The organism is Streptomyces sp. NPDC059788, assembly GCF_042732265.1.
In the GTDB taxonomy this organism is placed as follows: domain Bacteria; phylum Actinomycetota; class Actinomycetes; order Streptomycetales; family Streptomycetaceae; genus Streptomyces.
Genome location: NZ_JBHWHY010000007.1, coordinates 88,832 through 114,072, shown reverse-complemented (window position 1 = coordinate 114,072; position 25,241 = coordinate 88,832). Strand labels below are relative to the sequence as shown.

Here is a 25,241-nt window from a genome sequence, read left to right as displayed (position 1 = left end):
CCGCGATGCTCCGTCAGGCCCCGATGCTCTGTCAGGCCCCGGCGCGGCGCGCGGTTTCAGGCCGAGAGGTGTGCGGTGTCCCCCATGACGACGACGGGGTGCCGCTGCGGGTCGAGCGTGCGCAGCAGCGCGACCATCCCCGCCTTGGAGATGCTCACACAGCCGGACGTGCCGCTGCCGTGGTCCAGGTGGAGCCAGATGCCGCCGCCCTTCTTCTGTCCCTGCGGCCGGGTCGGGTCCAGGGGTGAGGTGCCCGGGACGCGGTTGTAGTCGACGGCGATGACGTGGTCGAAATCGTGCCGGGTCTTCTTCTCCCAGTACGGGGGCGGGGTGAAGGCCGACGCGTGGGTGTACGGCAGCTTCGCGCCCGGGTCGGGCAGCACGCCGCCCGCGTCGGACAGGCCGAAGACGCCGACCGGGCTGCGCAGGTCGCCCTCGTGGTGGTCGGTGGTCCAGCCCTTCCTGCCGTTGTGCGCGGGCCAGGACGCGGTGCGCTCCCATCCCGCGGCCGCCTTCGTGTACAGGGCCAGTGTGGCGTCGGGCGAGTCGGCGCCCTTGCCGTACACGGCCACGACCTGCCGGGTGTCCTTGGGAAGGCGCGCGCGCAGCTTCGCGCCCACGCCGGGGACGGTCTTCGCGTATCCGGCCGCCTCGGTGGCCCGGCCGCCGCCGCCCTTGCCCTCGGCCGTTTCGTCGTTCGCTCCGCAACCCGCCAGCAGGGACAGCCCCACCGCGGCCAGCGCCGCCTTTCGTACCGTGCAGCCCGCAGTTCGCATGGCCCCCATGGTCGCACCCGCACGGGGCGTACGAGGTGTACGACCGTGTCCCGTCGGGTGCGCCCCGCGTGGAAAACCGGTTGAACCAGGCCACCGTGACGCGCCAGTCTTCCATGGCTCTCCCGCGGCAGAGCCCTGCCTTCCGCCCTCTCCCGCCCGCGCGCCCGTACGGCGTCCGGGGCGCCGTCCCACCACCAACCGGGCCGATCACCAGGCCTCCTGAACCACGGCCACCCGGCCGGCCGCCCGGCCCCGCGCAGACCCGAACCACCACCACCCGACCCCGAACCTTGGGACATCATGCACATTCGCGACCTTCCCCATACCGACCCAGGGGTCCCGGACGTCCGCTCCGGTGGCCGACTGCTCCTGTGGCTGTACCGGCGTCAGCTCGGCGGACAGACCAAGGCGCTGTGCTGGGGGCTGGTGCACACCGGTGCCGTGGCGTCCTTCCCCGTCCCGGTGGGACTCGCGGTGCAGGCCGTCGTGGACCGCTCCGGCTCCCGGCTGCTGCTCGCGGGCGGCGTGTTGCTGGTGCTCGGTGTCCTGGTCGCGGTCGGTGACGTGATGCTGCACCGGGCCGCGATCACCAACTGGATCACGTCGGTGGCCCGCGTCCAGCAGCTGCTCGCGCGCAAGACCACGGAGTTGGGGTCCGCCATGACCCGGCGGGTCGCCGCCGGTGAGATCGTCGCGGTGAGCACCGGCGACCTGGAGAAGATCGGCTGGTTCGTCGAGGCGATCTCCCGGTTCGGTGCCGCGGCGCTGACCTCCGTCGGCGTCTGCGTGGCCCTGGTGGTCTACCAGCCCGCGCTGGGCGTGGTGGTCGCCGTCGGCGTGCCCGTACTGGCCCTCGCCGTACTGCCGCTGCTGCCGCCGGCGACCCGGCGCGCCGACGAGCAGCGCGACAAGGCGGGACGGGCGACCGAACTGGCCTCCGACACCGTCGCGGGCCTGCGCGTGCTGCGCGGCATCGGCGGCGAGGAACTCTTCCTCGGCCGCTACCGGAGCGCTTCCCAGGACGTCCGCCGGGCCGCCGTGCGCAGCGCCCGCATGTGGTCCCTGATCTCCGCCGTTCAAGTCGTCCTCCCGGGGATGCTGCTGATCGCGGTGGTCTGGTACGGCGTCGGGCTCGCGCTCGACGGCCGGGTACAGGTCGGTGAACTGGTGACCGTCTACAGCGCGGTGACCTTCCTGCTCTATCCGCTGCGGCACTTCGAAGAGATCGCCATGGCCTATTCCTTCTCCAGACCCTCGGCCAAGCGCGCGGCGCGCGTACTGGCGTTGCGCCGGCCCGCCGACGGGCGGATCGCCGCGCCGGAGACGCTCGGCGGCGATCTGTACGACCCCGTCACCGGGTTGTGCGCGCCGAGCGGGCAGCTGACGGCCGTGGTCTGCGGTGACCCGGACGCGGCCGGGCGGCTCGCCGACCGGCTCGGCGGCCACCCCGCCGACGCCCCGGACGGCACGCCGTCGGTGCTGCTGGGCGGCACGGCCCTGGACGACGTGCCCCGCGCCGCCGCCCGCACCGCCGTACTCGTCCAGGACAAGGACCCCGTCCTGCTCTCCGGAACACTCGGCGAACTGCTGGACATCCCGTCCTCCGGAGCCGTACGGGCCGAGGAGGCATTGGCCGCGGCCCAGTGCGGTGACGTGCTGACCGCACTGGCACAGGGCTCGGCCGACGACTCCGGTGACCCGATGCGTACGCACATCACCGAGCGCGGCCGGTCCCTGTCGGGCGGGCAGCGGCAACGGCTGGCACTGGCCAGGTCGCTGGTCACCGACCCCGAGGTGCTGGTCCTGGACGAGCCGACCAGCGCCGTCGACTCGCACACCGAGGCCCGGATCGCGGACGGGCTGCGCGCCCTGCGCGCGGGCCGCACGACCGTGGTCCTGACCTCCAGCCCGCTGCTCCTGGACCGCGCCGAACGCGTGGTGCTCCTCGGCGCGGACGGGGTCGCGGGCATCGGCACCCACCGCGAACTCCTGCGCACCGACGCCGCGTACCGCGCCGTGGTCACCCGGGAAACCGAGGACGAGGCCGGGGCGGGGTCCGGCTCCGTGGCCGGCCCGGCGGGCTCCGGCCGGCAGTTCGCCCGCACCGCCACCGACCAGATCGAGGAGAACGCATGATCGGCCTGGCGCCACCGGAGCACGATCCGGACGCCCCGCGGACGGCCACGACCCTGCCGGTCGGCTCGCCCGCGACCGTACGCGCCTACGTGGGCGGGCTGATCCGCCGCCACCGGCGGGCCTTCCTCCTGCTGCTGACCGTGAACGCCGTCGCCGTGCTCGCCTCCATGGTCGGGCCCTTCCTGCTCGGCGGCCTGGTGGAGGACCTGGACAACGGCGCGCGGGACCTGCATCTGACGAGCACGATCGGGCTGTTCGTCCTCGCGCTGGCCGTCCAGGCCGTGTTCGTACGGCTGGTACGGCTGCGCGGCGCGATGCTCGGCGAACAGATGCTGGCGGACCTGCGCGAGGACTTCCTCGTACGGTCCGTCGCCCTGCCACCGGGTGTGCTGGAGCGGGCCGGTACCGGCGACCTGCTGTCCCGCATCACGACGGACATCGACCGGCTGTCCGAGGCGATGCGCGAGGCCGTGCCGCAGCTGACGATCGGCGTGGTCTGGATCGCGCTGCTGATCGGCGGCATGACCGTCACCGCGCCGCCGCTGGCCCTGTCCGTGCTCGTCGCACTGCCCGTGCTGGTCGTCGGCTGCCGCTGGTACTTCAAGCGGGCCCCGCACGCCTATCGCTCGGAGGCGGCCGGATACGCCGCGGTCTCGGCGGCGCTGACCGAGTCGGTGGACGCGGGCCGGACCATCGAGGCGCACCGGCTGGGCGCGCGCCGCGTCCGGCTGTCCGAGCGCCGCGTCCGGGAGTGGACCCAGTGGGAGCGCTACACGCTCTACCTGCGCTCGGTGCTCTTCCCCGTCGTGAACGTGACGCACGTGCTGATCCTGGGCTCGGTGCTGCTGCTCGGCGGACTGTTCGTGCTGCGCGGCTGGCTCACGCCCGGCCAGCTGACGACGGGAGCACTGCTCGCGCAGATGATGAGCGAGCCCGTGTCGATGATCCTGCGCTGGTACGACGAGCTGCAGGTGGCCCAGGTCTCCATCGCGCGGCTGGTGGGCGTACGGGAGATCGAACCCGACGCCGCCGACGAGCGGGCGGAGCCCGCGGGCCGGGACGTCCGGGCGGACGACGTGCGGTTCGGCTACCACGCGGGCGTCGACGTGCTGCACGAGGTCTCGCTGCGGGTGCGTCCCGGCACACGGATGGCGCTGGTCGGGCCGTCCGGGGCGGGCAAGTCGACACTCGGCCGGCTGCTCGCCGGGATCTACGCCCCGCGCACCGGCGAGATCACGCTCGGCGGCGCCGAGCTGTCCCGGATGCCCGCGGAGCGGGTGCGCGCGCATGTGGCGCTGGTCAACCAGGAGCACCACGTCTTCGTGGGCTCGCTGCGCGACAACCTGCTGCTGGCCCGCACGGACGCCGAGGACACCGAGCTGTGGACCGCGCTCGGCGCGGTGGACGCGGACGGCTGGGCGCGGGCCCTGGATGCGGGCCTGGACACCGAGGTCGGCTCGGGCGGCCACCCCCTCACCCCGGCGCAGGCCCAGCAGATCGCACTGGCCCGGCTGGTGCTGGCCGACCCGCACACCCTCGTCCTCGACGAGGCGACCTCGCTGTTGGACCCCCGGGCGGCCCGGCACCTGGAACGCTCGCTGGGCCGGGTACTGGACGGCCGTACGGTCGTCGCGATCGCGCACCGGCTGCACACCGCGCACGACGCGGACGTGATCGCGGTGGTCGAGGACGGCCGGATCAGCGAACTCGGCAGCCACCACGACCTGGTCGCGGCGGATGGCGCGTACGCGGCGCTGTGGCGGTCCTGGCACGGGTAGGCGGGAGTAGGAAACCGCTGCGCGATCGGTGGACGTGGCGCCGGTCGTGGGCCTGGAGCCGGTCGTGGGGCTGGCGCTGTTCGTGGGGCCGGCGCTGCTCGCCGGCGTGGTGCCGGAGCCGGGGCCGGTGCGCGGCCGGGGGCGCGTGGCTGTGTGCGGCCGTCCGGAGGGTTTCCGCCGGGCGGCCGCTGTCGTGCTTCGGGGCGCGGCCCGCCCGGTCAGCCCTGCGCGGTCTGCGCCCCGGTCCCGGGTGCCCGTCAGATATAGCCCAGGGCTCCCAGCCCGCCGATACCGCCCAGCAGCATGAACGCGGGCATCAGCACCTTCAGCTCCACCCAGCTGCCCGCGCGGAACCGCATGGCCTTCGGCGGGCCGAGGGGGTACCAGCGCTTGCGGCCGATCGGAATGGGCCACAGGACCGGGCAGCCCGAGACGGTCAGCGCGTCGCCGATGTCGTGGACCAGTGCGCCCAGCACGATCGGCAGGCCCAGCCACAGGTACTCCTGGCCCGGGTCGGTGAACAGCCAGCCCGCTCCGTTGCCCGGCTGGTCCAGGACGCCGGCGAGGATCCAGGCCGTGGCGGCGCCCAGCAGCCACACCAGGACGTCGCTGGAGACCCGGGCGGCCCGCCACAGCAGGCCCTCGATCGCCAGCACCATGTGGACGAAGAGGATGCCGAGCACCGCCCAGCGGCCGCCCTGCACCGCCAGGAGTGACATACCGGCGCCGACCAGGACCGCCCACACCCACGTATGGGTGAGGGTGCGGTGGCCGCCGGAGCGGTGGGAGTCGCCGTGCATCTTGGTGGCCTTGTAGACGGCGTGCGAGATGCTGTCGACAACGCCGCACAGCGACCGTGACAGCGGCCCGAAGGCGCGCGATATGGTGGCCGACTTGTGGTCCAGGTCGGGGGCGAGCGCAGCGCCCGCGCTGATCAGCGCGCCGACGACGAGCACGGGCCAGGGCATCGGATAGCCCGCGGCCGCCGTCGCCGCACCCACCCCCAGCCAGGCCGCAGCCCCGGAGAGCGAGTGCGCCGGTCCCATCATGGTCGTTCCCCATCCCGGATTGACTGGATACAAAGCTCGAAGACCCGGTTTCTGACGCCGGGTCGGCGACACAGCGTAGCGTCCGATGATCTAGGTCCGACCCGCCGGTTGTCTGTTCCGGACCTGGGGAAGGCAGTATGGGGACGTGACCCTCATCGATCATCTCCCGAACGACGCCGACCCCGATGCCCTCTTCGAAGCCTTTTCGAGCTGGGCCGAACAGCAGGGCATCGCGCTCTACCCTGCCCAGGAGGAGGCGCTGATCGAGGTGGTCTCGGGGGCGAACGTCATCCTGTCCACCCCCACCGGCTCGGGAAAAAGCCTGGTCGCCGCGGGTGCGCACTTCACCGCGCTGGCCCGTGACGAGGTCACCTTCTACACCGCGCCGATCAAGGCGCTGGTGTCGGAGAAGTTCTTCGACCTGTGCAAGCTCTTCGGCACCGAGAACGTCGGAATGCTCACCGGCGACGCCTCCGTCAACGCGGACGCGCCGGTGATCTGCTGCACGGCGGAGGTGCTCGCCTCCATAGCGCTGCGGGACGGCAAGGACGCCGACATCGGCCAGGTCGTCATGGACGAGTTCCACTTCTACGCCGAGCCGGACCGCGGCTGGGCCTGGCAGATCCCGCTGCTGGAACTGCCGCAGGCGCAGTTCGTACTGATGTCGGCGACGCTCGGCGACATGTCGCGCTTCGAGGAGGACCTGACCCGGCGCACCGGCAAGCCGACCTCGGTCGTCCGGTCCGCGACCCGGCCCGTACCGCTGTCGTACGAATACCGGGCGACCCCGCTCACGGAGACCCTGACCGAGCTGCTGGAGACCCGGCAGGCCCCGGTCTACATCGTGCACTTCACGCAGGCCGCGGCCGTGGAGCGGGCGCAGGCGCTGATGAGCATCAACATGTGCACCCGCGCGGAGAAGGACGAGATCGCGGCGCTGATCGGGAACTTCCGCTTCACGACCAAGTTCGGGCGCAACCTGTCGCGCTACGTCCGGCACGGCATCGGCGTCCACCACGCCGGCATGCTGCCCAAGTACCGCCGGCTGGTCGAGAAGCTCGCCCAGGCGGGCCTGCTGAAGGTCATCTGCGGTACGGACACCCTCGGCGTCGGCGTCAACGTCCCGATCCGTACCGTGCTGTTCACGGCGCTGACCAAGTACGACGGGACGCGTGTGCGCACGCTGCGGGCCCGGGAGTTCCACCAGATCGCGGGCCGCGCGGGGCGGGCCGGGTTCGACACCGCCGGGTTCGTCGTGGCCCAGGCGCCCGAGCACGTCGTGGAGAACGAGAAGGCGCTCGCCAAGGCCGGCGACGACCCGAAGAAGCGCCGCAAGGTCGTGCGCAAGAAGGCGCCGGAGGGCTTCGTCAACTGGGGCCAGAACACGTTCGAGAAGCTGATCGCCGCCGAGCCTGAGCCGCTGACCTCGCGTTTCCGGGTCACCCACGCGATGCTGCTGTCGGTGATCGCGCGGCCGGGCAACGCCTTCGAGGCGATGCGCGGGCTGCTGGAGGACAACCACGAGCCGCGCCGCAACCAGCTGCGGCACATCCGCCGCGCCATCGCCATCTACCGCTCGCTGCTGGACGGCGGAATCGTCGAGCGCCTCGACGAGCCGGACGCCGAGGGACGGATCGTCCGTCTGACCGTCGACCTCCAGCAGGACTTCGCGCTCAACCAGCCGCTGTCCACGTTCGCGCTGGCGGCGTTCGACCTGCTGGACCCGGAGTCGCCCTCCTACGCCCTGGACATGGTCTCGGTGGTGGAGTCCACCCTCGACGATCCGCGGCAGATCCTCGCGGCCCAGCAGAACAAGGCCAAGGGCGAGGCGGTGGCCCAGATGAAGGCCGACGGCGTCGAGTACGAGGACCGCATGGAGCGCCTCATGGACGTCGAGTACCCGAAGCCCTTGGAAGAGCTGCTGCTGCACGCGTACAACCTGTACCGCAAGAGCCACCCGTGGGTCGGTGACCACCCGCTGTCGCCGAAGTCGGTCATCCGCGACATGTACGAGCGCGCGATGACCTTCACCGAGTTCACCTCGTTCTACGAGCTCGCGCGCACCGAGGGCATCGTGCTGCGCTACCTGGCGAGCGCGTACAAGGCCCTCGACCACACCGTGCCGGACGATCTGAAGTCCGAGGACTTCGAGGACATCATCGCCTGGCTGGGCGAGATGGTCCGCCAGGTGGACTCCAGCCTGCTGGACGAGTGGGAACAGCTGGCCAACCCCGCGGAGGAGACGGCAGAGGAGGCCGCGGAGCGGGCGGACCAGGTCAAGCCGGTCACCGCGAACGCGCGGGCCTTCCGGGTGCTGGTACGCAATGCCCTGTTCCGGCGGGTGGAGCTGGCCGCGCTGGACAAGGTCGAGGAGCTCGGCGAGATGGACGCCGAGTCCGGGTGGGACGCGGACGCCTGGGGCGAGGCGATGGACGCGTACTGGGACGAGTACGACGAGCTGGGCACCGGTCCGGATGCGCGCGGGCCCAAGCTGTTGCAGATTCAGGAGGAACCCGAGCACGGGCTGTGGAAGGTACGGCAGACTTTCGCCGACCCCAACGGCGATCACGACTGGGGCATCTCCGCCGAGGTGGACCTGACGGCCTCCGACGAGGAGGGGCGCGCGGTCGTGCGCGTCACCGCCGTGGGCCAGCTGTGACCGGATGGTGCGCCCTTCGCGGGGCGCACCGCTCAGCAAGGGCGTCGAGACACCCGACGGAGGACGTACGGCCATGACCAATCCCGCCGAGCGCCTGGTGGATCTGCTGGATCTGGAGCAGATCGAGGTGAACATCTTCCGCGGCCGCAGCCCGCGGGAAAGCCTCCAGCGCGTCTTCGGCGGGCAGGTGGCCGGGCAGGCGCTGGTGGCGGCCGGCCGGACCACGGAGGGTGACCGGCCTGTGCATTCGCTGCACGCGTACTTCCTGCGCCCGGGGCGGCCCGGGGTGCCGATCGTGTACATGGTCGAGCGGGTGCGGGACGGCCGGTCCTTCACCACCCGCCGGGTCGTCGCCGTCCAGCAGGGCCGTACGATCTTCAATCTCACCGCCTCCTTCCACAAGCCCGAACCGGGCTTCGAACATCAGTTGCCGATGCGCCGTGTGGTCCCCGCCCCCGAGGAGCTGCCGACCGTCGCGGACGAGGTGCGCGAGCACCTGGGCGGGCTGCCCGAGGCCCTGGAGCGGATGGCCCGCCGGCAGCCCTTCGACATCCGCTACGTCGACCGGCTGCGCTGGAAGCCGGAGGAGATCGAGGGCGCGGAGCCGCGCAGCGCGGTCTGGATGCGGGCGGTCGGTCCCCTGGGGGACGATCCGCTGGTCCACACCTGCGCACTGACCTACGCCAGCGACATGACCCTGCTGGACGCCGTCCGCATCCCGATCGAGCCACTCTGGGGCCCGCGCGGCTTCGACATGGCCTCCCTCGACCACGCGATGTGGTTTCACCGCCCCTTTCGCGCGGACGAGTGGTTCCTCTACGACCAGGAGTCCCCGATCGCCACCGGCGGCCGAGGTCTGGCCCGCGGCCGCATCTACGACCGCGCGGGCAACCTCCTGGTCTCCGTGGTGCAGGAAGGCCTGCTACGCCCCCACACCACAGGCCAGAGCCTGGAACGTCCGTACGGGGAGCAGTCATGAACGGTCGGCCGTGAAGAGTGAGCAGGCGCATCTGGAATGGTGGGCCAACAGCGCAACCTGTCTGGCCCGCATCCCCGTCCGGATCGAGCCCCCGGCCGAGACCGCCACCGGCACCGCCGTCGGCGCTGGCTCGTGGAACGCCGCCCTCTCGCCCCCGCTCGACCGTGACGTACGCAGAGACCTACGGCAGCTGATCGATGCTGACCCCGTCGCCACCCTGCGCTCCGTGGACGGCGCGGCCACCCTGGTCACGGTGGAGCAGCCGGAAGACGCCCACCGGCTACGGCTGAGCTGTCTCCCGGAGACGTGAGGCGCCGCCGCGCCTCAGGGCACGTGGTGGCGCAGACGGCCCGTCGCCGGCTGGTGACGGCGGGCGCGGTCCAGGGAGCGGGAGAGGTTGACGCGATACCAGAGCACCTCGTCGAACTCCTCGGCCGTCGTCGCCCGCTCGACCGCTTCCCTGGCCGCCGGGCTCACCGCGGGCAGGGCCAGGCAGGGGCGCAGCCGCCGTAGGACGGAGCGCTCCACCGGGTCGTCCGCGACCGAGGCCAGCTCTTCCGGTGGCAGTACCGCCGCGATCACCGCGGCCGACTCCCAGTCGTCCGTCGCCCGGGCCATCAGCTGGGCGACCCGGCGGCTGCGCCACTTCCGGCCACGCCAGTCCTGGCCGCCGTCGAGCATCACCCGCAGCACCGCGGGGATGTGGCCCCGCAGCAGCTCCGGCTCGCGGGCGGCGAAGTCCGCCGTCTCCGCCGCGAGGTAGAGCCAGACCAGGGCGCCGTAGCGGTTCACGTAGAAGCGGACCGGGGCGATGCAGCCCGCGCGGGCCAGCCGCAGGAAGCGGCTCGCGCCGATGCCCAGCGACTCGGCGGCCTCGGCCGTGCCGACCGTCCGAAGACGGTCACGCAGTGTGTCGGGAAAACCCTCTTCGGCGCGCAGCCGCCGGACCTCCTCCGCCGGCACCCGGCGCCGCGCCCACGGGCCGGCCGGTCCGGACCGGGCCTCGAAATCCGGCGGGACCACGAGGATCTCCCCCAGCTGGGCCGCCAGCTCGAACTCTCCGCCGCGCAGACCCAGTTCGCGGGCCGCCCGCCCTGGAGTCAGCGTCTCCCCCGCGGTGAACCGCTCCTCCGCCGTGAGCGTCGCGAGCGCCTGCCGCCTGTCGCACGTCACCGTCATGTCGCACTCCCCCGTCATTGCCTCCGTCGCGGAATCCGGTGCGGATTCCCGTCGGCCCGTTACCGACAGTGACGACAATAGCCGTGGGGTGTGACAGTCGGTCAACCCCCGACCTCAGGGCTGTGGACAACCTTCCGGCTGCCGGGCCGCGACGCCCAGGTGTTCCCCCACACGGTTGACCAACAGCGCCATTTCGTAGGCAATTTGTCCCATATCAGCCTCGGGGCCCGCCAGTACACACAGACAGCTGCCGTCCCCAGCCGCCGTCACGAACAGCACGCCGTCGTCGAACTCGACCATCGTCTGCCGCACCCGCCCGGCTCCGAAGTGCCGCCCGGAGCCCTTGGCGAGGCTGTGCAGCGCCGACGCGACCGCCGCCAGGTGCTCGGCGTCCTCGCGCGCCAGCCGCTCACTCGCGCTCGTCACCAGCCCGTCGTTGGACAGCACCAGGGCGTGCCGCACCTGGTCCATCCGCTCGGTCAGATCGTCCAGCAGCCAGTCGAGTCCGCTGCTCAGTGCCATACCGCTTCCTCCCCGGTCCCCGTGGGCAACTGCCGTGCCAGCCTGGACCACCGGTGCCGTCCCGGCAAGCGGCCCGGCGGCGTCGGCGCGCTTGGAGCGGCCCGTTCGCGCCGTATGGCGCAGGATGGCGGTATGGCACGCAAAATGAGCAAGGACGAGTGGCACAGTTTCCTGTCCGAGGGCACCCGCACGGGCAAGCTCTCGACCGTACGGGCCGACGGCAGCCCGCACATCGCACCGGTGTGGTTCCTGCTGGACGGCGACGACCTCGTCTTCAACACCGGAGCGGACACGGTCAAGGGACGCAACATCGCCCGGGACGGCCGGGTCGCGCTCTGCGTGGACGACGAACGGCCGCCGTTCGGCTTCGCCATCGTCGAGGGCCGGGCCGAGACCAGCGACGAGCTCTCCGAGGTACGCGACTGGGCCACCCGCATCGCGGCCCGCTACATGGGCGAGGGGCGCGCCGAGGAGTACGGGGCGCGCAACGGCGTCCCGGGGGAGCTGCTGGTGCGGGTCCGGATCGACAAGGTCGTCGCCATCGCCGAACTCGCCGACTGACGCCCGTCCGCGCCCCGGCGGAGCCCGCGGTGTACGGAGCGCGGTCAGCTGACCGAGTCGAGCAGCCGGGCGGTGTACACCCGCCCGGCGTGCTCGACCAGACGTATCAGCACTTCCTTGCCCGAGTCGCGGTCCCGCGCGTCGCACAGCACCACCGGTGTGCCCCGGTCCAGGTCGAGCGCCCGCGCCACCTCTCCGGCCCCGTAGGCGCGCGCTTCGGCGAAGCAGTTGACGGCCACCAGGAAGGGGATCGCGCGGTTCTCGAAGTAGTCCACGGCGGGGAAGCAGTCCTCCAGCCTGCGCGTGTCGGCGAGGACGACGGCGCCCAGCGCGCCCCGCGCCAGGTCGTCCCACAGGAACCAGAAGCGGTCCTGCCCCGGCGTCCCGAAGAGGTACAGGGACAGCCCGTCCCTGATGGTGATGCGGCCGAAGTCCATCGCCACGGTGGTGGTGGTCTTGCGCACCACGTCCCCGGCGTCGTCCAGCGCCGTGCCCGCCTCGCTGAGCTGTTCTTCCGTGCGCAGCGGCCGGATCTCGCTCACGGCACCGACCAGCGTCGTCTTGCCGACCCCGAAACCGCCCGCCACCAGGATTTTCAGAGCCATCACGTCGTCGTCCGGGGTGTCCGCACTCCCGTCGGCAGCCGCTACGGGTATGTCGTGGGCTGGGTCGCGCGACTCGAAAACCATGGCGAGGACCGTACTCCTTCCGCTACACAGCGTGGCACGGAGTTGACAAGTTCGTACGCTTCGGGAGAAAGCCTCGGCCACCGTCCGGCCGGGCGACACCAGCGGGAAGCCCGCGCCGCGAGCCGGCCGACGCACCGGCGGGGCGCGAGAGAGAAGGCTGATGATGTCCACTCATGAGGCCACCGATACCGGCGCGGACATCGCGGCCGTTCCCGCAGCGGGCGACAACGAGGCCGGCCCCTGGCACAACGTCTGCCGCATCTGCCATCCGCGGGAGTCGCCCGTCCGGCCGCTGGTCGCCATCTGCGGCGAGCCGCTGCTCGGCATCCGGGCCGCCCGGGACGCGCCGCGGTGCGAACTGTGCGACTACCTGACGCCGCTGCACGAGCGGGGCCACCGGGCATAAGGGGCGGCCGGGCCCGGCGCCGGCTGTCGTGCGCGGATCACCCCGACAGGCGTACGCGCCCCTGCTATTTTGATTAGCGAATCTAACTAGACAGGCAAAGGGGCCGTATGTCTCAGCAGCAGTGGAACACTGTCGACGACTACCTCAACTCCCTGCTCGTCCCGGCCGACGACGCGCTGCACGCCGCGTTGCGCGACAGCGAGGCGGCCGGCCTCCCCCACATCAGCGTGACGCCCACTCAGGGCAAACTGCTCCACCTTCTGGCTCAGATACAGGGCGCGCGGCGCATTCTGGAGATCGGCACGCTCGGCGGCTACAGCACCATCTGGCTCGGCCGCGCCCTGCCCGCCGACGGCCGCCTGATCTCCTTGGAGGCCAACGCCTCGCACGCCGCCGTCGCCCGCGCCAACCTGGCCCGCGCCGGGCTCGCGGAACGTACCGAGATCCGCGTGGCCCCGGCGCTCGACAGCCTCGCGCGGCTGGTCGACGAGGGCGCCGAGCCGTTCGACCTGGTCTTCATCGACGCGGACAAGACGAACAATCCGCACTACCTGGAGCGGGCCCTCGAACTCACCCGTCCCGGCAGCCTGATCATCGGCGACAACGTCGTACGCAACGGGGAGGTCGCCGACGCCGGCAGCACGGACCCGTCGATCCGTGGCATCCGCCGGTTCCTGGAACTCACCGCCGAGCATCCCAAACTGACCGCCACCGCGGTGCAGACCGTGGGCAGCAAGGGTTACGACGGGTTCTCCCTGGCCCGGGTGACCGGGTGACCGTATTCACCGTAGCGGCCCCATCCACCGTATCGGCCGCGTTCACCGCAGACTGATCCGGTTTCCGGCGGAGACCTCGGCGCCGACTATGCCCGAACCGGCATAGCGGATGTTGTTTCCGGTGGCCGTGCCGCCGGAACAGGAGGTGAACAGTATCGCGGTACCGTCGCCGCCCCGGCTGTATTTCACGACGTTTCCGGTGACCACACCTTCGTGGACGTACTGCAGGGCGATACCGTTCGAACTTGCCCAGTCGCGGATGATGTTCCCGGTGACGACGACGTTCTCCATCGGCGTGTCCGACATTCCGTACACGCCGATGGTGGCGTAACGGGGGCCTTGACCCGGCTGTATCTGCACACCCGTGTGCGACAGGACGTTGTGGGAAATGACGATGTCCTCGGTCTGCGACCAGAACCACGACTGGTATTGCGCGGAGGGGTCCACCTGCACCTGGATTCCGCTGTTGCAGTCCTCGATGATGTTGTTCGCGATGACCGCGTGGCGCCAGTTCTGGGCGCGTACGGCATAGTTCCTGGCGTTGGTGATCCGGTTGTTCACCACGCGCAGACCGCTGTGGAAACGCCCGGGGAAGGTCGCCGTGTGCGTGCCCACCAGGGCTCCGTACCCGTCGGCCGAGCAGCCGTCCACGACGATGTCGGTGCTGTGGGTGCCGTCCGGTGCTTCCTGGACCTCGATCGCCTCGGAGAAGAACCGGGTCGGTGTGGTGGCCTTGAAACGCCGGAAGGTGCAGTTGCGTGCCGTACCGTTGCGGACGCCGTGGAACTCGATCGCGTGCCAGTCCGGAATGTTCTCCACCACCAGGTCCTCGTAGCGGATGTTCTCCGCGGAGCAGAAGGCGAACATGTCCAGGTGCAGGGGATTGTTCGCGCCACCGTCCCACAGGCCGCCACGGATGCTGATGTTGGAGGCGCCGTTGTAGCCGTCGTGGGAGAAACCGCCGCCCCAGAGGGTGTCGATGGTGGAGGTGTCGCTGCGGACGATGTGGGCGCCGTACGCGATCACGGTCAGGTTGCCCGGGTCCGGTACGACCGTTCCCGTGCTGTGCATGAGGTAGCGGCCGGGGGGAATGACCAGTGTTCCGCCGCCGGCACCGCAGATGGTGGTCACCGCGTTCTGCAGGAGAGCCGCCGCATCGGCGCGGCCGCTGGGGTCGGCGCCGAAATGGTCGACGAAATTCCACTTCCCCGTTTCCGTCATGCCTGCATGATTACGCCGGGCGGCCGGGAACGTAAGTCACCGAAAGGAAACGGTTGCGGCGCCGACCACCGCCGCCCCGGCACCAGGACACGGCGCCCGCACCATCAGCCCGATCGGCACGATCTACAGTTCCCGTATGGACGGTTCCCTTATGGACGACGACACCGCCGGGACGGCTCGGCACACCGGTCAGGGACATGACGTGCGGGAGTTCTTCGCCTCCCGCGCGCACGACTGGGACGCGCGGTTCCCCGACGACGGCCCCGCCTATGAGGCAGGCGTCGCCGCGATGGAGCTGCGCGCGGGCGACCGGGTCCTGGACGCCGGCTGCGGCACGGGACGGGCGCTGCCCGCCCTGCGGGCCGCCGTCGGGGCGGGCGGGGCGGTGCTCGGTGCCGATCTGACCCCCGAGATGCTGGCGGCGGCCGTACGGGCCGGGCGCGGACGTCTGGCGTCCCTCGTGCTCGCCGACGTGCACCGGCTCCCGCTGCCGGACGCCGCACTCGACGCGGTCTTCGCCGCCGGCCTGCTGTCCCACCTGTCCGAGCCCGGGGCGGGCCTCGCCGAGCTGGCCAGGACCGTACGGCCCGGGGGCCGGCTGGCGCTGTTCCACCCGGTGGGTCGCGCGGCGCTCGCGGCGCGGAAGGGGCGCCCGCTCACTCCCGACGACCTACGGGCCGAGCCCAATTTGCGTCCGTTGTTGGCGCGTTCCGGGTGGGATCTGGTGCGTTACGTGGACGAGGACGCGCGCTATCTGGCGATGGCCGTGCGCCAGGGCGCCTGAGGACGTCAGGGCACCCGGGAGGCGCCCGGCGCGCGAGGCCGGAAGCTGTTCTGGTCGGCCGGGTGCCTCAGTGCGGTACGGGGCAGCCGCCCGTGGGGCGTCCCTGGGGGAAGGTGCCGAGTTCGGCGACGGTGTAGCCGTTCGGGTAGCCCTTGATCTCCGGGTTCTGGCGGGCGTAGTGCGGGCGGCGGCGCGGCGGCAGCAGGCGGACGGACCTGGCGCGCAGCCGCAGTGCGCCGCGCACCGCGGCGCGGACGGCGGGCTTGGGGCGCTCGTACCGGAAGGTGTCCAGCAGGGAGTCGTCCAGCAAGGCCTTGCTCGCGCCGCGCACCACCGGGGCCAGCGGGCCGTACCAGCCCGCCATCAGGCCGAGCGTGGCGTCGGAGACCCGCCGCCCGCCCTCGTCCCAGGCGAAGTGCGCGCGCTCGTAGTCGTCCAGGCAGCGTTCGAACTCCTGGAAGTTCCGGGGGATGTCGGTGATGCCCATGTGGCGCCCGAGGGTGCGGTAGTACACGGCCGAGGCGTGCTTCTCGATCTCGCTCAGCCGCCGCCACCCGTACAGGTCCAGCCAGCGCTTGGGCACGACCACGAAGGTGCACAGCACGTACCGCATGTCCTCGTTGGAGATGTCGTAACTGCGGTGCATCTGATTGATGCGGCGGATCGCGGTCCGGCCGTCGTCGGTGTCGAAGCCGTGCTCCATCACCGTGTCCAGGAGGAGCGCGGTGTCGTCGTAGCGCTTTTGCGTACGGTCCGTCAGCTCGGCGGTTTCGTCGAGCAGTCGGCCGATGCTGGGAACGGCGTAGGTGCGGTAGAGCGCCAGCTCCAGGGCGCGGGCGACGTCCCACGGGAATTCGTACGTCGTGGTGATGCGGTGGATGCGCAGGAAGTCCCGCTCCGGATCCAGCCGCTGAATCTGCCTCAGCCAGTCGTAGCGCCGCACCGAGCACCCGTCCTTTCGTCGTCGAAGTTCCAATCGTAAGCACTCAGGGCAGACTGGAACGACCGGAACGGGAACCGGGAATGGGGGACACGATGACCGGATTCTTGCGTGGGCTCTCCGGATTGTTCCGCGGTCTTCGGGAGTTCTTCGCCCGTGTCCGCACCGCCGTACACCTGCCGGGCGGGGGCGAGCCGCGGGCCCCCGGCGCGAAGAGGCCGCACAATATTTTCGAGGCCGCGGCGGCCCATGTGGCGGCGTGTGCCGAGGACGACGACGAACGCAGCGCCGAGACGGCGGAGTGGGTCTCCCCCGAGGCGCTCGCCTTCGGCATCAACGAACTGGCCTGCCGGGCGGTGATCGCACTCGCCCGGGAGCGCAGCGAGTCGCCGCAGACGGTGGCCCGGGATCTGCTCAATCTGCCGGTGGCCTGAGGGCGGGGAGGGCTTGACGGCACCACCGCCTCCGGGTGCCGGCGCGGCGGCGGAAACCTCCGGGGCTGTGGCGTACGCCTGGTGACAACCGGCGCCCCCGCCAACTATGGTGCGCCGACGACTGATCGGAACGATCGGGCCGCTTCGGGTCCGGCGCGGACGGCCCGGGGCACGGGCCCGGTGGCGGCGGGCCGGGGCCGGCCGGAGCAGAGCGCATCGGATGGGGAGGCCCAGGTGTCGACCGAGAGCGCCGGTACGTCCACGGCCGAGAACGCCGGCGAAGCCGCGCCCGAGAGCGACGACGACCAGTTGCTCGTGCTGACGGCGGTGCTGCTGACGCCCGCGCAGTTCCCGAGCGTGCTCGGCGACGACTATCCCGAGGTGTGCGCGGGGCTCGGTCTCGAACCGTACGAGGACGGGTACGGGCTGGTGCTCGGCCAGGACGGGCGGGGCGCGCGCTGGACGGTGGTGACGGACGACGCCTCGCTCGTCGCGTGCGCCGTCGCCGCCTGGGACTGCGGGATGGAGTACGACCTCTCGCCGGGCGAGGGCAGCGTGGTGGAGGCGCTGCCCGGCTGGCCGCTCGCGCTCGCCGTCGCGGCACCGGGGGTGCCGGCGCCGCACGACCCCGAACCGGAGGAGGGCGGTCCGGCCGTGCTCAGGCCGCCGGACGCCGAACAGTGGGGGCCCGCGCAGCGGCGGCTCGGCGCGGACGAGATCGCGCTGCGGTGGGCGGCCTGGCGCGAGCAGGTCGACGGCGAGGTCACGTTCGTCGATCCGGGGGCCCGGCCGCACGCCGGGGTGCAGCGGGCACTGGCCGAAGCGCGCGGTTACCTGACGCAGCCTCCGCCGCCGGGGCGGATCCGCTCGTCCTTCGCCGCCGGTGCGGCCCGTACGCTGCGCGTGGACGGGCCGGGCTGGAGCATGGTGGCCCGCACCGACGACATCGCGTTCGTCCTCCTGGACGAGCAGCCGGGCGAGATCCTGCCCGTGGGGCGGGGCCCCGAGCTGCCGGGACTGCTGAGCGCTCTGGACGCGCTGGCCGTCCGGCCCACTTGAGCGCGGACGCGGCGGCGCCCCACCCGTGGACCGACTGCCCACGGGTCCGCTGGCGGGGGCGTCGTCGCGGCCCGGCCGCCCGGCTCACCCGTGCGGGCGCCCGGACACCGGCCACCCGGTCAGCGCCCGATCTCCTTGCGGGTCACGCGGCGCAGCCGGCGCCGCTGGGAGGGGTCCAGCGTCAGATACGCCACGGCCGGCACACCGACCATGACCAGCACCGCCGCCCAGAACGGCAGCAGCCACAGCAGGATCACTCCCACCGCCACGCCACCGATGGCGACCTTTGCGTTCGTGGACATCCTTCACGTCCCTTCCGCGGCGGGTGCCGCGCTCTCTGTATCCCATGGAACGCCTTTCCGGCCTCATGGGTTCCATCCGTGACGACCGGGAAGCTGTGCCCTGCCTCCTGATCGGTGACTGTCTGTGACAGGAGGCGGGTCCGTTCACCAGTGGGCCGTGGTGGACGGGTGTTCGAGCAGAGGCGGCCTGGTTCGGCTGCGAAGGGGAGAACTTTCGGTCGGCTCAGGACCGGCGTCAGCCGCAGATGGCGTCGTCCAGCACTTTGTCGATGGGGCCGCCGATGTGCGGGTCGGCGGGCCAGTCGGCGAGGTTCGCGGACAGGACGACCCGGCGTGACCGGTCGGGCGCCGTGAAGGCGAGCGTCGCGTAGCCCGGGATGCCGCCGGTGTGACCGACGGCCAGGCGGCCGCAGCTCAGCCGCAGCCGCTTGAGACCGAGCCCGTACCGGGTCCGGGGGTCGTCCGTGGCCACCGTGCGGTTCATTTCCTTCCACTCGGCCGGGCGCAGGAGCTTGCCGGAGGTGAGTGAGGTGAGGAAGGTGTCCAGGTCGCCCGTGGTCGTGATGATCTCGCCGGAGGGGCCTGCCATCGAGGGGTTCAGCTCCGTGATGTCCACCTGGTGTGCGGGGGCCTGCCGAGTGCCCGACCCGTGGAGTGTGAGGTAGCCGTGGGCATGCGGTCCCGGGAGAGATGTCCGGTCCTCGGGCACGGAGGTGTGCTCAAGGTGCAGGGGTTCGAAGATCCGGCTCCGTACCTCCTCGGCGTACGAATGCCGCGTCACGCGTTCGATGATGAGGCCGATGAGGTGGTAATTGGTGTTGGAGTACGCGTAATCCGTGCCGGGTGGGAATTCGGCGGGATGGGCTACGGCCTCGCGTACTAGTGCCGCCTTGTCGTAGTGGCGGAAACGCGTGCGGACCAGGTCCTCGCCCTGCGGCAGATCGCGCGCGATGTCGTGGAGGCCGCTGGTGTGCTGCAGGAGCATCCGCACCGTGATGTGCCCGGCTCCGGGGACCAGGTCCGAGGGCAGGTAGCGGTCCAGCGGGGCGTCAAGCGACACCTCGCCCCTTTCGACCAGTTGCAGCAGAACGACGGCTGTGAACATCTTGGTGGCGCTTCCGGCGCGGAAACGGCCCTGCCACGGCACGGGGGTGTCACTGTCCGCTCGGGCTTTGCCCGCCCGTGCCGTCCAGGTGCCGTTCTGGTCCGTCACCTGCACCTGGGCGCCCACGGCGCCGCTGCGCGTGAGGTCCTGGAGATGCCGGTGAATCCGTTCGCGGCCGCTGCCGCTGCTTTCGGATCTGCCCTTCGCCGGCGCGGCGTATGCCGGAAGGGCCGGCGCGCAGACCGCGAGGGTGAGAAGGGAGGTGAGTAAAGGCCGCACGATGCGCATGATGCTCCACGAGCGATGGGAGGCGGTATGTATGCGGTATTCCACTGCACGTGGCTTCCCGGAGCACTGGGACAGACTCCCGATCTCGGGTGGGGCCAACCGGGGACCGCAGGCGGGGGTTGTCCCCAGCACCTGGCGAGTGGTCCGGCCCTCCTGCCCTTCGGTGCTCCGCCGGTGACGGTTCTGCCCGACGGCGACGGCGGTCCGCGCAATCCCCGATCATGCTGTATCCTCGGGCGCCCCGGTCACCAGTAGTCAAACTTGAGGAGTTCACTGCACGTGGCATTCCTTCCCGCGGCACCATCCGCTCCGCCGTCCACGCTCGCGCAGTGGGCGCCGGTCTTCCTGCCCGCCGACCCGCCCCGCACCGGACGGATCGCGTTCTGGCGTCCGGACGGCACGGCAGGGGACGAGGCGGACGGTGCCGGGTGGCCGACACAGCCGCTGGCCGTGGCCGTGCCGGGCGACGGTGATAGCGACGGCGACGGAATCGTGCTCGTCGACGTACCGGCCGTCGTGCTGCCCGTCGCCGACGCCCTTCCCGTCCTCACCCGCGCCCGTACGGCCCGTACCGCCGATCCGGCCGCGGCCTTCTGGGGCGCCGCTGCCGTACTGGCCCTGCAACTCGTCGCCCGCGGGCGGCTGCTGCCCGGAGTGAGCCGTTGCGGTCATGACGCGTGGCGCGTGGGTCCGCTCGACCCCGCCGACATCGAGCAGCTGCGCGAACTGGCCGCGGCGATGCCGCCGCAGGCGCACGCCGTTCCCCTGCCCGGCACCACCGGCCCCGTACTGCTGCCGGAACCCGAGCGTCTGGTACGGAACTTCCTGGACGCGGTGGCCGACGGACTGCCCCGCTCCCCCGCCGCCGCATCGGCCCTCGGCGGACCGGCCTTCGCCGCGCCCGAACCACAGCACATTCCGGAGCAGCGCGCCTGGGCGGCCGATGTGGCGGCCGGGCACGACGCAGGCGTACGGATCTCCTTGCGGATCGAGGTCACGGGGCTGCCGAAAACGCCGGAAACGGACACCGGCCCGATCGGGCTCGCCGAGACCACCACCCCCAACCGCCCCCGCTTCACCGCCGTCCTCCAGCTCCACGACCTCGCCACCCCCGCCCTGGTCGCCGACGCGTCCGAAGTGTGGGCGGGCACCTCCCCCGGCGGGCAGGCGTTCGGTCCGCGCGCCCGGATGGACACCCTGCTCACGCTGCGCCGCGCCGCCGCGGTCTGGGCGCCCCTCGCGCCCCTGCTGTCCGCCGCCGTACCGGACGCCGTGGACCTCGCGGACGAGGAGATCGCCGAGCTGCTCGGCCCCGCCTCCCAGGCGCTGGCCGCCGCGGGCGTACAGGTGCACTGGCCCCAGGACCTGGTACGCGGCCTCAGCACCCGGGCCGTGGTCGGGCCGCCGCCCGGCCCGGACGACGCGCCACCGTACGCGCCGGACGGCGGGGACCACCCGGCCGGCCAGGGCCGTATCGCGTCCGACCTGCCGTCCTTCCTCTCCGCCGACGCGCTGCTCGCGTTCAGCTGGCGTTTCGCGATCGGCGGCCAGGAGGTCGGCAGGGCGGAGCTGGACCGGCTGGCCGAGGCGGGGCGTCCGCTCGTACGGCTGCGCGATCAGTGGGTGCTCGTCGATCCGGAGGCCCTGCGGACGGCCCGTGACCGCCGGGACCGCAAGGTGACGCCCATCGACGCGCTCGGCGCGGCGCTCACCGGGACGGTGGAGTCCGAGGACGGCGAGCGCGTGGCGGTGCAGGCGTCCGGCTGGCCGGCCCGCCTCCGCGACCGGCTCACCGCCCCGGACACCGAATCCTCCGTCGCCCAGCCCGCCGCCCTCACCGCCACCCTGCGCGACTACCAGCTGCGCGGTCTCGGCTGGCTGCACCGGATGACCTCGCTCGGCCTGGGCGGGTGTCTGGCCGACGACATGGGCCTGGGCAAGACCGTCACGCTCATCGCGCTGCACCTGCACCGCCGGGACGACCCCGCCACGGCCGGTCCCACACTGGTCGTCTGTCCGGCCTCCCTGATGGGCAACTGGCAGCGGGAGATAGGGAAGTTCGCGCCCGGCACGCCGGTCCGGCGTTTCCACGCGGACCGGCGCAGCCTCACGGATCTGGCGGACGGCGAGTTCGTGCTCACCACGTACGGCACGATGCGGCGGGACGCGCCGAAGCTGGCGGATGTCCGCTGGGGGCTGGTCGTCGCCGACGAGGCCCAGCACGTCAAGAACCCGTTCTCGGCGACGGCCAAGGCGCTGCGCACCCTTCCGGCGGGCGCGCGGGTGGCGCTCACCGGCACGCCGGTCGAGAACAACCTGTCGGAGCTGTGGGCCGTCCTCGACTGGACCACGCCCGGTCTGCTCGGCCCGCTGGGCCGCTTCCGGGAGCGCTACGCGACGGCCGTCGAGGGCGGCACGGACCCGGCCGCCGCCGACCGGCTGGCCCGGCTCGTCCGCCCCTTCCTGCTGCGCCGCCGCAAGTCCGACCCGGGTATCGCGCCCGAACTGCCGCCGAAGACGGAGACCGACCGCGCGGTGGCGCTGACCAAGGAGCAGGCCGGGCTGTACGAGGCGGTGGTGCGCGAGGGGCTCGGCGAGATCGCGGAGGCGGACGGGCTCGCGCGCCGCGGCCTGGTCGTCAAGCTGCTGACCGCCCTCAAGCAGATCTGCAACCACCCGGCGCAGTTCCTGAAGGAGGACCGGCCGCGGCTCGCGGGCCGTTCCGGGAAGCTGGAGCTGCTGGACGAGCTGCTGGAGACGATCCTCGCCGAGGACGACGCGGGCGTGCTGGTGTTCACGCAGTACGTCCACATGGCGCGGCTGCTCGAAACGCACCTGGCGGGGCGCGGGGTGCCGACGCAACTGCTGCACGGCGGGACGCCGGTTCCGCGGCGCGAGGAGATGGTGCGCCGCTTCCAGGAGGGGGAGGTGCCGGTGTTCCTGCTGTCGCTGAAGGCGGCGGGTACGGGCCTGAACCTGACCAGGGCCGCCCACGTCGTGCACTTCGACCGCTGGTGGAACCCGGCGGTCGAGGCGCAGGCCACCGACCGCGCGTACCGCATCGGCCAGACCCGGCCGGTGCAGGTCCACCGGATGGTCACCGAGGGCACGGTCGAGGACCGGATCGCCGACATGCTCGCGCGCAAACAGCGGCTGGCGGACGCGGTGCTCGGCTCCGGCGAGGCCGCGCTGACCGAACTCACCGACGCCGAACTGGCGGATCTGGTCGCACTGCGAGGGAGCGAGCGATGACCGACGCCCAGGAGAACGCCCGAGAGGCGAGGTACGAGGCTTTCCGTGCCGACGGCGGCGCAACGCGTCCCGAGGACGAGCGCCTGCCGGGTCCGGGCGGGGAACGTGTCTTCGCCGCCCTGCCGCCGGCGCACGGCCGCGGGTTCGCGCGGACCTGGTGGGGCCTGGCCTGGCTGAAGGCGCTGGCGGACAGTGCACTCGACAACGCGCAGGTCAAGCAGGGCCGCCGGCACGCGCGGGCGGGTGCGGTGGGCGCGGTGTCCGTACGGCCGGGGCGGATCACCGCGGTGGTCCAGGACCGTGACGGCACGCCGTACCGCTGCGACGTGCTGCTGCAGGAACTGGACGCGGCGGACTGGGACCGCTTCCTGGAACTGGTCGCGGACCGGGCCGGGCACATCGCGGCGCTGCTGGACCACGACATGCCGCCACACCTGGTGGAGGACGCGTCCGCCGTCGGCATCGAACTGCTCCCCGGGATCGGCGACCTGGAGGCGGAGTGCGGCTGCGGGGCGTGGGACCACTGTTCCCACACCGCCGCGCTCTGCCACCAGACGGCACGGCTGCTGGACGAGGACCCGTTCGTGCTGCTGCTGATGCGCGGGCGGGGCGAGCAGGAGCTGCTGGACGACCTGCAGGCCCGTACAGTCTCGCGCGCGCGGGAGGCCGCAGAGCAACTCGCTTCCACTGCACCGGCGGTGGAGCCGGAGGCCGAGGGCATACCGGCGGCCGAGGCGTACGCGGCGCGCGGCATCCTGCCGCCGTTGCCCGCGCCCCCGTCGGCCGTGGACCGGCCGGGCACCGCGCCGGTGCTCGGTGGCGGGACGGACCCGGCGCCCGGAGTGGACGTGACAGCTCTGGAGTTCCTGATGGACGCCACGGCGGCGCACGCCCGGCGGCTGCTGACCGACGCGCTGGCTCCCGGCCATGCCGACAGCCCTCCGCGGACGCCGCTTACCTGCACACAGGACGCGGTACGGCTCGCAGCGGCCGGGCCGGGCCCCCGGATCGCGGGACGGCTTGCGGCCGGTTCGGGACGCACGGCCAAAGCGCTGGCCCTGGCCGTACGGGCGTGGGCGTACGGCGGTGCTCCGGCGCTCGCGGCCCTGGAGGAGGAGTGGGCGCCGGAGCCGACGGCCCTGGCCCGCGCCACGGCCCAGCTCGCCGCCGCCTGGGACGAGGACGAGCCGCCGCCACGGCTTCGCCACGGCGGCAACCGGTGGACCGTGGTCGGCAGCGACACCCAGCTCCGCTACGGGCGGGACGGGCGGTGGTGGCCGTACCGGAAGGAACGCGGGCAGTGGGCTCCCGCGGGGCCGGCGGCCGAGGACCCGGCAACGGCTCTGGCGGCGCTGCGCGGCGGGAGCGGCGTAAACAGGGAGGGCAGTGGGAGCGGTGAGACGGGGGTGGGTGCCGGGTAAGGGGGCGGCGGTTCGCGTCCGGGCGGCGGGCCGGCGGCAGTTCGCGGGCCGCCCGCCGTACCCGTACTGACCACGCCCGGCACAGCGCTACTCTGCTCGGCGTCAGGGGGCCGGCGCGCGGACCGCCCGGCCCGGCGTCCGGCCGATCGGAGGGACCGTGCCTGCTGTGAGCCCCTTGGACGTCCTCGAACAGCGACGCGCCGCGGTCACGGCGTGCGACGCGGACGCCTTCGCGGACCTGTTCGCACCGGACGGTGTGATCGAGCTGCCCTTCGCGGGCGCGGACGTCCCCGACCGCATCGAGGGCCGGGAGGCGATACGGACGTTCGCGCGGGCGGCGATGTCCGCGATGCGCGTCGACACGCTCGCGACGCTCGCCGTCCACCGCACCGACGACCCGGAGGTCGTCGTCGCGGAGGTGCTCACCCGGGGTGTGGGGCGCGGCGACGCGTTCGAAGGGCGTTCGGTGCAGGTGTTCCGCATCCGGGACGGCAGGATTGTGCTGTTCCGGGACTACACGGGACCGCTGCGCAAGCCGTTCTGAGCCCTGCCCCCCACCGGGCTGTGCGGCTGCTCGGTCACGCGCCCCAGACGCGGGCGACGAAGAAGGCCGCCACGAGGACGACCACGACGGCGAGCGCCAGCACCGGGCCCTTGGACCAGCCCCGGGTGGGGTTGTGGGTGTCCGACGGCCCGGCGTCCGGGGTGCTGCCCTCGGCGGGCGGCGTCTCACCCGGTGGCACCCCGCCGCCCGGCTCCAGGCCGGTGGTGCGCTCCGGTACCGGGTCCGGGTTCTTCGGTGAATCGTTCATGCTGCCTGGGTGCCCCGAAACCCGGCGCACGAACAGGGGCACTCGGCACATTCGCGACACCGGATGAATGCTTAAGCGGTCAATCATTCATATGTGGTCGCGGCGCGCCGCCG

24 protein-coding genes are annotated in these 25,241 nt (G+C 72.3%); 14 read left to right on the top strand and 10 right to left on the bottom strand.

Going from position 1 to position 25,241, the window contains the following annotated elements; all coding sequences use genetic code 11:
• Positions 1-56: 56 nt before the first annotated feature.
• Positions 57-785: a L,D-transpeptidase family protein gene (locus ACFV57_RS08640; RefSeq protein ID WP_385227283.1), complete on the bottom strand. Its 729-nt coding sequence runs from the start codon at positions 783-785 to the stop codon at positions 57-59.
• Positions 786-1,076: 291 nt separating this feature from the next.
• Between ACFV57_RS08640 and ACFV57_RS08635 the strand changes: the two genes are divergently transcribed.
• Together ACFV57_RS08635 and ACFV57_RS08630 are read left to right on the top strand one after the other, a co-directional pair.
• A complete protein-coding gene (locus ACFV57_RS08635) occupies positions 1,077-2,912 on the top strand; it encodes an ABC transporter transmembrane domain-containing protein (protein ID WP_385227280.1) in 1,836 nt (611 codons plus the stop codon).
• Positions 2,909-4,690: an ABC transporter ATP-binding protein gene (locus ACFV57_RS08630; protein ID WP_385227277.1), complete on the top strand. Its 1,782-nt coding sequence runs from the start codon at positions 2,909-2,911 to the stop codon at positions 4,688-4,690. Before ACFV57_RS08635 ends, ACFV57_RS08630 begins: the two co-directional genes overlap by 4 nt.
• 257 nt (positions 4,691-4,947) lie before the next feature.
• Here the strand turns inward: ACFV57_RS08630 and ACFV57_RS08625 are convergent, their stop codons facing one another.
• On the bottom strand, positions 4,948-5,739 hold the full coding sequence (locus tag ACFV57_RS08625; protein ID WP_385227274.1) for a metal-dependent hydrolase: 792 nt from the start codon (positions 5,737-5,739) through the stop codon (positions 4,948-4,950).
• 145 nt (positions 5,740-5,884) lie between these two features.
• Here ACFV57_RS08625 and ACFV57_RS08620 point away from each other — a divergent pair, with 145 nt between their 5' ends.
• The 3 genes from ACFV57_RS08620 to ACFV57_RS08610 all read left to right on the top strand — a co-directional run bounded on the left by ACFV57_RS08620 (position 5,885) and on the right by ACFV57_RS08610 (position 9,687).
• A complete protein-coding gene (locus ACFV57_RS08620; protein WP_385227271.1) occupies positions 5,885-8,398 on the top strand; it encodes a DEAD/DEAH box helicase in 2,514 nt (837 codons plus the stop codon).
• A gap of 73 nt (positions 8,399-8,471) precedes the next feature.
• Positions 8,472-9,377, top strand: a complete 906-nt coding sequence (locus tag ACFV57_RS08615; protein ID WP_385227268.1) for an acyl-CoA thioesterase — start codon at positions 8,472-8,474, stop codon at positions 9,375-9,377.
• Positions 9,378-9,387: 10 nt separating this feature from the next.
• On the top strand, positions 9,388-9,687 hold the full coding sequence (locus ACFV57_RS08610; protein ID WP_385227265.1) for a hypothetical protein: 300 nt from the start codon (positions 9,388-9,390) through the stop codon (positions 9,685-9,687).
• 14 nt (positions 9,688-9,701) lie between these two features.
• Here the strand turns inward: ACFV57_RS08610 and ACFV57_RS08605 are convergent, their stop codons facing one another.
• On the bottom strand, positions 9,702-10,556 hold the full coding sequence (locus tag ACFV57_RS08605) for a DUF6397 family protein (RefSeq protein WP_385227263.1): 855 nt from the start codon (positions 10,554-10,556) through the stop codon (positions 9,702-9,704).
• Positions 10,557-10,670: 114 nt separating this feature from the next.
• On the bottom strand, positions 10,671-11,078 hold the full coding sequence (locus ACFV57_RS08600) for a roadblock/LC7 domain-containing protein (protein WP_385227260.1): 408 nt from the start codon (positions 11,076-11,078) through the stop codon (positions 10,671-10,673).
• A 132-nt stretch (positions 11,079-11,210) separates the two neighbouring features.
• On the opposite strand from ACFV57_RS08600, the gene ACFV57_RS08595 reads away from it, so the two are divergent.
• Positions 11,211-11,639, top strand: coding sequence for a PPOX class F420-dependent oxidoreductase (locus tag ACFV57_RS08595; protein ID WP_385227257.1), 429 nt, complete (start codon positions 11,211-11,213; stop codon positions 11,637-11,639).
• A gap of 44 nt (positions 11,640-11,683) precedes the next feature.
• On the opposite strand, the gene ACFV57_RS08590 is transcribed toward ACFV57_RS08595, so the two are convergent.
• Entirely contained in the window at positions 11,684-12,244 is a 561-nt protein-coding gene (locus tag ACFV57_RS08590; protein WP_385227556.1) for an ATP/GTP-binding protein, read from the bottom strand.
• A gap of 244 nt (positions 12,245-12,488) precedes the next feature.
• On the opposite strand from ACFV57_RS08590, the gene ACFV57_RS08585 reads away from it, so the two are divergent.
• Complete coding sequence (locus tag ACFV57_RS08585) at positions 12,489-12,734, top strand: hypothetical protein (RefSeq protein WP_385227254.1); 246 nt, start codon at positions 12,489-12,491, stop codon at positions 12,732-12,734.
• A gap of 107 nt (positions 12,735-12,841) precedes the next feature.
• On the top strand, positions 12,842-13,510 hold the full coding sequence (locus ACFV57_RS08580; RefSeq protein ID WP_385227251.1) for an O-methyltransferase: 669 nt from the start codon (positions 12,842-12,844) through the stop codon (positions 13,508-13,510).
• A 42-nt stretch (positions 13,511-13,552) separates the two neighbouring features.
• On the opposite strand, the gene ACFV57_RS08575 is transcribed toward ACFV57_RS08580, so the two are convergent.
• Positions 13,553-14,731 carry a right-handed parallel beta-helix repeat-containing protein gene (locus ACFV57_RS08575; RefSeq protein ID WP_385227248.1) on the bottom strand — a complete coding sequence of 393 codons (1,179 nt, stop codon included), beginning with the start codon at positions 14,729-14,731 and terminating at the stop codon, positions 13,553-13,555.
• A 151-nt stretch (positions 14,732-14,882) separates the two neighbouring features.
• On the opposite strand from ACFV57_RS08575, the gene ACFV57_RS08570 reads away from it, so the two are divergent.
• The gene (locus ACFV57_RS08570; RefSeq protein ID WP_385227553.1) at positions 14,883-15,515 is read left to right on the top strand and encodes a class I SAM-dependent methyltransferase; all 633 of its coding nucleotides are present in this window, start codon (positions 14,883-14,885) and stop codon (positions 15,513-15,515) included.
• Positions 15,516-15,582: 67 nt separating this feature from the next.
• Here the strand turns inward: ACFV57_RS08570 and ACFV57_RS08565 are convergent, their stop codons facing one another.
• Entirely contained in the window at positions 15,583-16,458 is an 876-nt protein-coding gene (locus ACFV57_RS08565) for an oxygenase MpaB family protein (protein ID WP_385227245.1), read from the bottom strand.
• A gap of 92 nt (positions 16,459-16,550) precedes the next feature.
• Between ACFV57_RS08565 and ACFV57_RS08560 the strand changes: the two genes are divergently transcribed.
• Together ACFV57_RS08560 and ACFV57_RS08555 are read left to right on the top strand one after the other, a co-directional pair.
• The gene (locus ACFV57_RS08560) at positions 16,551-16,889 is read left to right on the top strand and encodes a hypothetical protein (RefSeq protein ID WP_385227242.1); all 339 of its coding nucleotides are present in this window, start codon (positions 16,551-16,553) and stop codon (positions 16,887-16,889) included.
• A gap of 234 nt (positions 16,890-17,123) precedes the next feature.
• Positions 17,124-17,948, top strand: coding sequence for a hypothetical protein (locus tag ACFV57_RS08555; protein WP_385227240.1), 825 nt, complete (start codon positions 17,124-17,126; stop codon positions 17,946-17,948).
• 119 nt (positions 17,949-18,067) lie between these two features.
• Here ACFV57_RS08555 and ACFV57_RS08550 read toward each other — a convergent pair whose 3' ends face one another.
• Both ACFV57_RS08550 and ACFV57_RS08545 read right to left on the bottom strand, forming a co-directional pair.
• Entirely contained in the window at positions 18,068-18,250 is a 183-nt protein-coding gene (locus ACFV57_RS08550; protein ID WP_385227237.1) for a hypothetical protein, read from the bottom strand.
• Between the two features lie 235 nt (positions 18,251-18,485).
• Complete coding sequence (locus ACFV57_RS08545; RefSeq protein WP_385227234.1) at positions 18,486-19,634, bottom strand: serine hydrolase domain-containing protein; 1,149 nt, start codon at positions 19,632-19,634, stop codon at positions 18,486-18,488.
• A 288-nt stretch (positions 19,635-19,922) separates the two neighbouring features.
• Between ACFV57_RS08545 and ACFV57_RS08540 the strand changes: the two genes are divergently transcribed.
• The 3 genes from ACFV57_RS08540 to ACFV57_RS08530 all read left to right on the top strand — a co-directional run bounded on the left by ACFV57_RS08540 (position 19,923) and on the right by ACFV57_RS08530 (position 24,860).
• Positions 19,923-22,895 carry a DEAD/DEAH box helicase gene (locus ACFV57_RS08540; protein ID WP_385227231.1) on the top strand — a complete coding sequence of 991 codons (2,973 nt, stop codon included), beginning with the start codon at positions 19,923-19,925 and terminating at the stop codon, positions 22,893-22,895.
• The gene (locus ACFV57_RS08535; RefSeq protein WP_385227228.1) at positions 22,892-24,316 is read left to right on the top strand and encodes an SWF or SNF family helicase; all 1,425 of its coding nucleotides are present in this window, start codon (positions 22,892-22,894) and stop codon (positions 24,314-24,316) included. Before ACFV57_RS08540 ends, ACFV57_RS08535 begins: the two co-directional genes overlap by 4 nt.
• A 166-nt stretch (positions 24,317-24,482) precedes the next feature.
• Positions 24,483-24,860: a nuclear transport factor 2 family protein gene (locus tag ACFV57_RS08530; protein WP_385227225.1), complete on the top strand. Its 378-nt coding sequence runs from the start codon at positions 24,483-24,485 to the stop codon at positions 24,858-24,860.
• Positions 24,861-24,894: 34 nt separating this feature from the next.
• On the opposite strand, the gene ACFV57_RS08525 is transcribed toward ACFV57_RS08530, so the two are convergent.
• A complete protein-coding gene (locus tag ACFV57_RS08525) occupies positions 24,895-25,128 on the bottom strand; it encodes a DUF6480 family protein (protein WP_385227222.1) in 234 nt (77 codons plus the stop codon).
• Between the last annotated feature and the right edge of the window lie 113 nt (positions 25,129-25,241).

Coding starts and splice junctions, on each gene's coding strand:
- ACFV57_RS08590 (WP_385227556.1), bottom strand. CDS start 12,244: ATGGCTCTGAAAATCCTGGTGGCGGGCGGTTTCGGGGTCGGCAAGACG.
- ACFV57_RS08585 (WP_385227254.1), top strand. CDS start 12,489: ATGATGTCCACTCATGAGGCCACCGATACCGGCGCGGACATCGCGGCC.
- ACFV57_RS08570 (WP_385227553.1), top strand. CDS start 14,883: ATGGACGACGACACCGCCGGGACGGCTCGGCACACCGGTCAGGGACAT.
- ACFV57_RS08550 (WP_385227237.1), bottom strand. CDS start 18,250: ATGTCCACGAACGCAAAGGTCGCCATCGGTGGCGTGGCGGTGGGAGTG.
- ACFV57_RS08625 (WP_385227274.1), bottom strand. CDS start 5,739: ATGATGGGACCGGCGCACTCGCTCTCCGGGGCTGCGGCCTGGCTGGGG.
- ACFV57_RS08605 (WP_385227263.1), bottom strand. CDS start 10,556: ATGACGGTGACGTGCGACAGGCGGCAGGCGCTCGCGACGCTCACGGCG.
- ACFV57_RS08640 (WP_385227283.1), bottom strand. CDS start 785: ATGGGGGCCATGCGAACTGCGGGCTGCACGGTACGAAAGGCGGCGCTG.
- ACFV57_RS08525 (WP_385227222.1), bottom strand. CDS start 25,128: ATGAACGATTCACCGAAGAACCCGGACCCGGTACCGGAGCGCACCACC.
- ACFV57_RS08580 (WP_385227251.1), top strand. CDS start 12,842: ATGTCTCAGCAGCAGTGGAACACTGTCGACGACTACCTCAACTCCCTG.
- ACFV57_RS08575 (WP_385227248.1), bottom strand. CDS start 14,731: ATGACGGAAACGGGGAAGTGGAATTTCGTCGACCATTTCGGCGCCGAC.
- ACFV57_RS08560 (WP_385227242.1), top strand. CDS start 16,551: ATGACCGGATTCTTGCGTGGGCTCTCCGGATTGTTCCGCGGTCTTCGG.
- ACFV57_RS08595 (WP_385227257.1), top strand. CDS start 11,211: ATGGCACGCAAAATGAGCAAGGACGAGTGGCACAGTTTCCTGTCCGAG.
- ACFV57_RS08635 (WP_385227280.1), top strand. CDS start 1,077: ATGCACATTCGCGACCTTCCCCATACCGACCCAGGGGTCCCGGACGTC.
- ACFV57_RS08535 (WP_385227228.1), top strand. CDS start 22,892: ATGACCGACGCCCAGGAGAACGCCCGAGAGGCGAGGTACGAGGCTTTC.
- ACFV57_RS08615 (WP_385227268.1), top strand. CDS start 8,472: ATGACCAATCCCGCCGAGCGCCTGGTGGATCTGCTGGATCTGGAGCAG.
- ACFV57_RS08600 (WP_385227260.1), bottom strand. CDS start 11,078: ATGGCACTGAGCAGCGGACTCGACTGGCTGCTGGACGATCTGACCGAG.
- ACFV57_RS08630 (WP_385227277.1), top strand. CDS start 2,909: ATGATCGGCCTGGCGCCACCGGAGCACGATCCGGACGCCCCGCGGACG.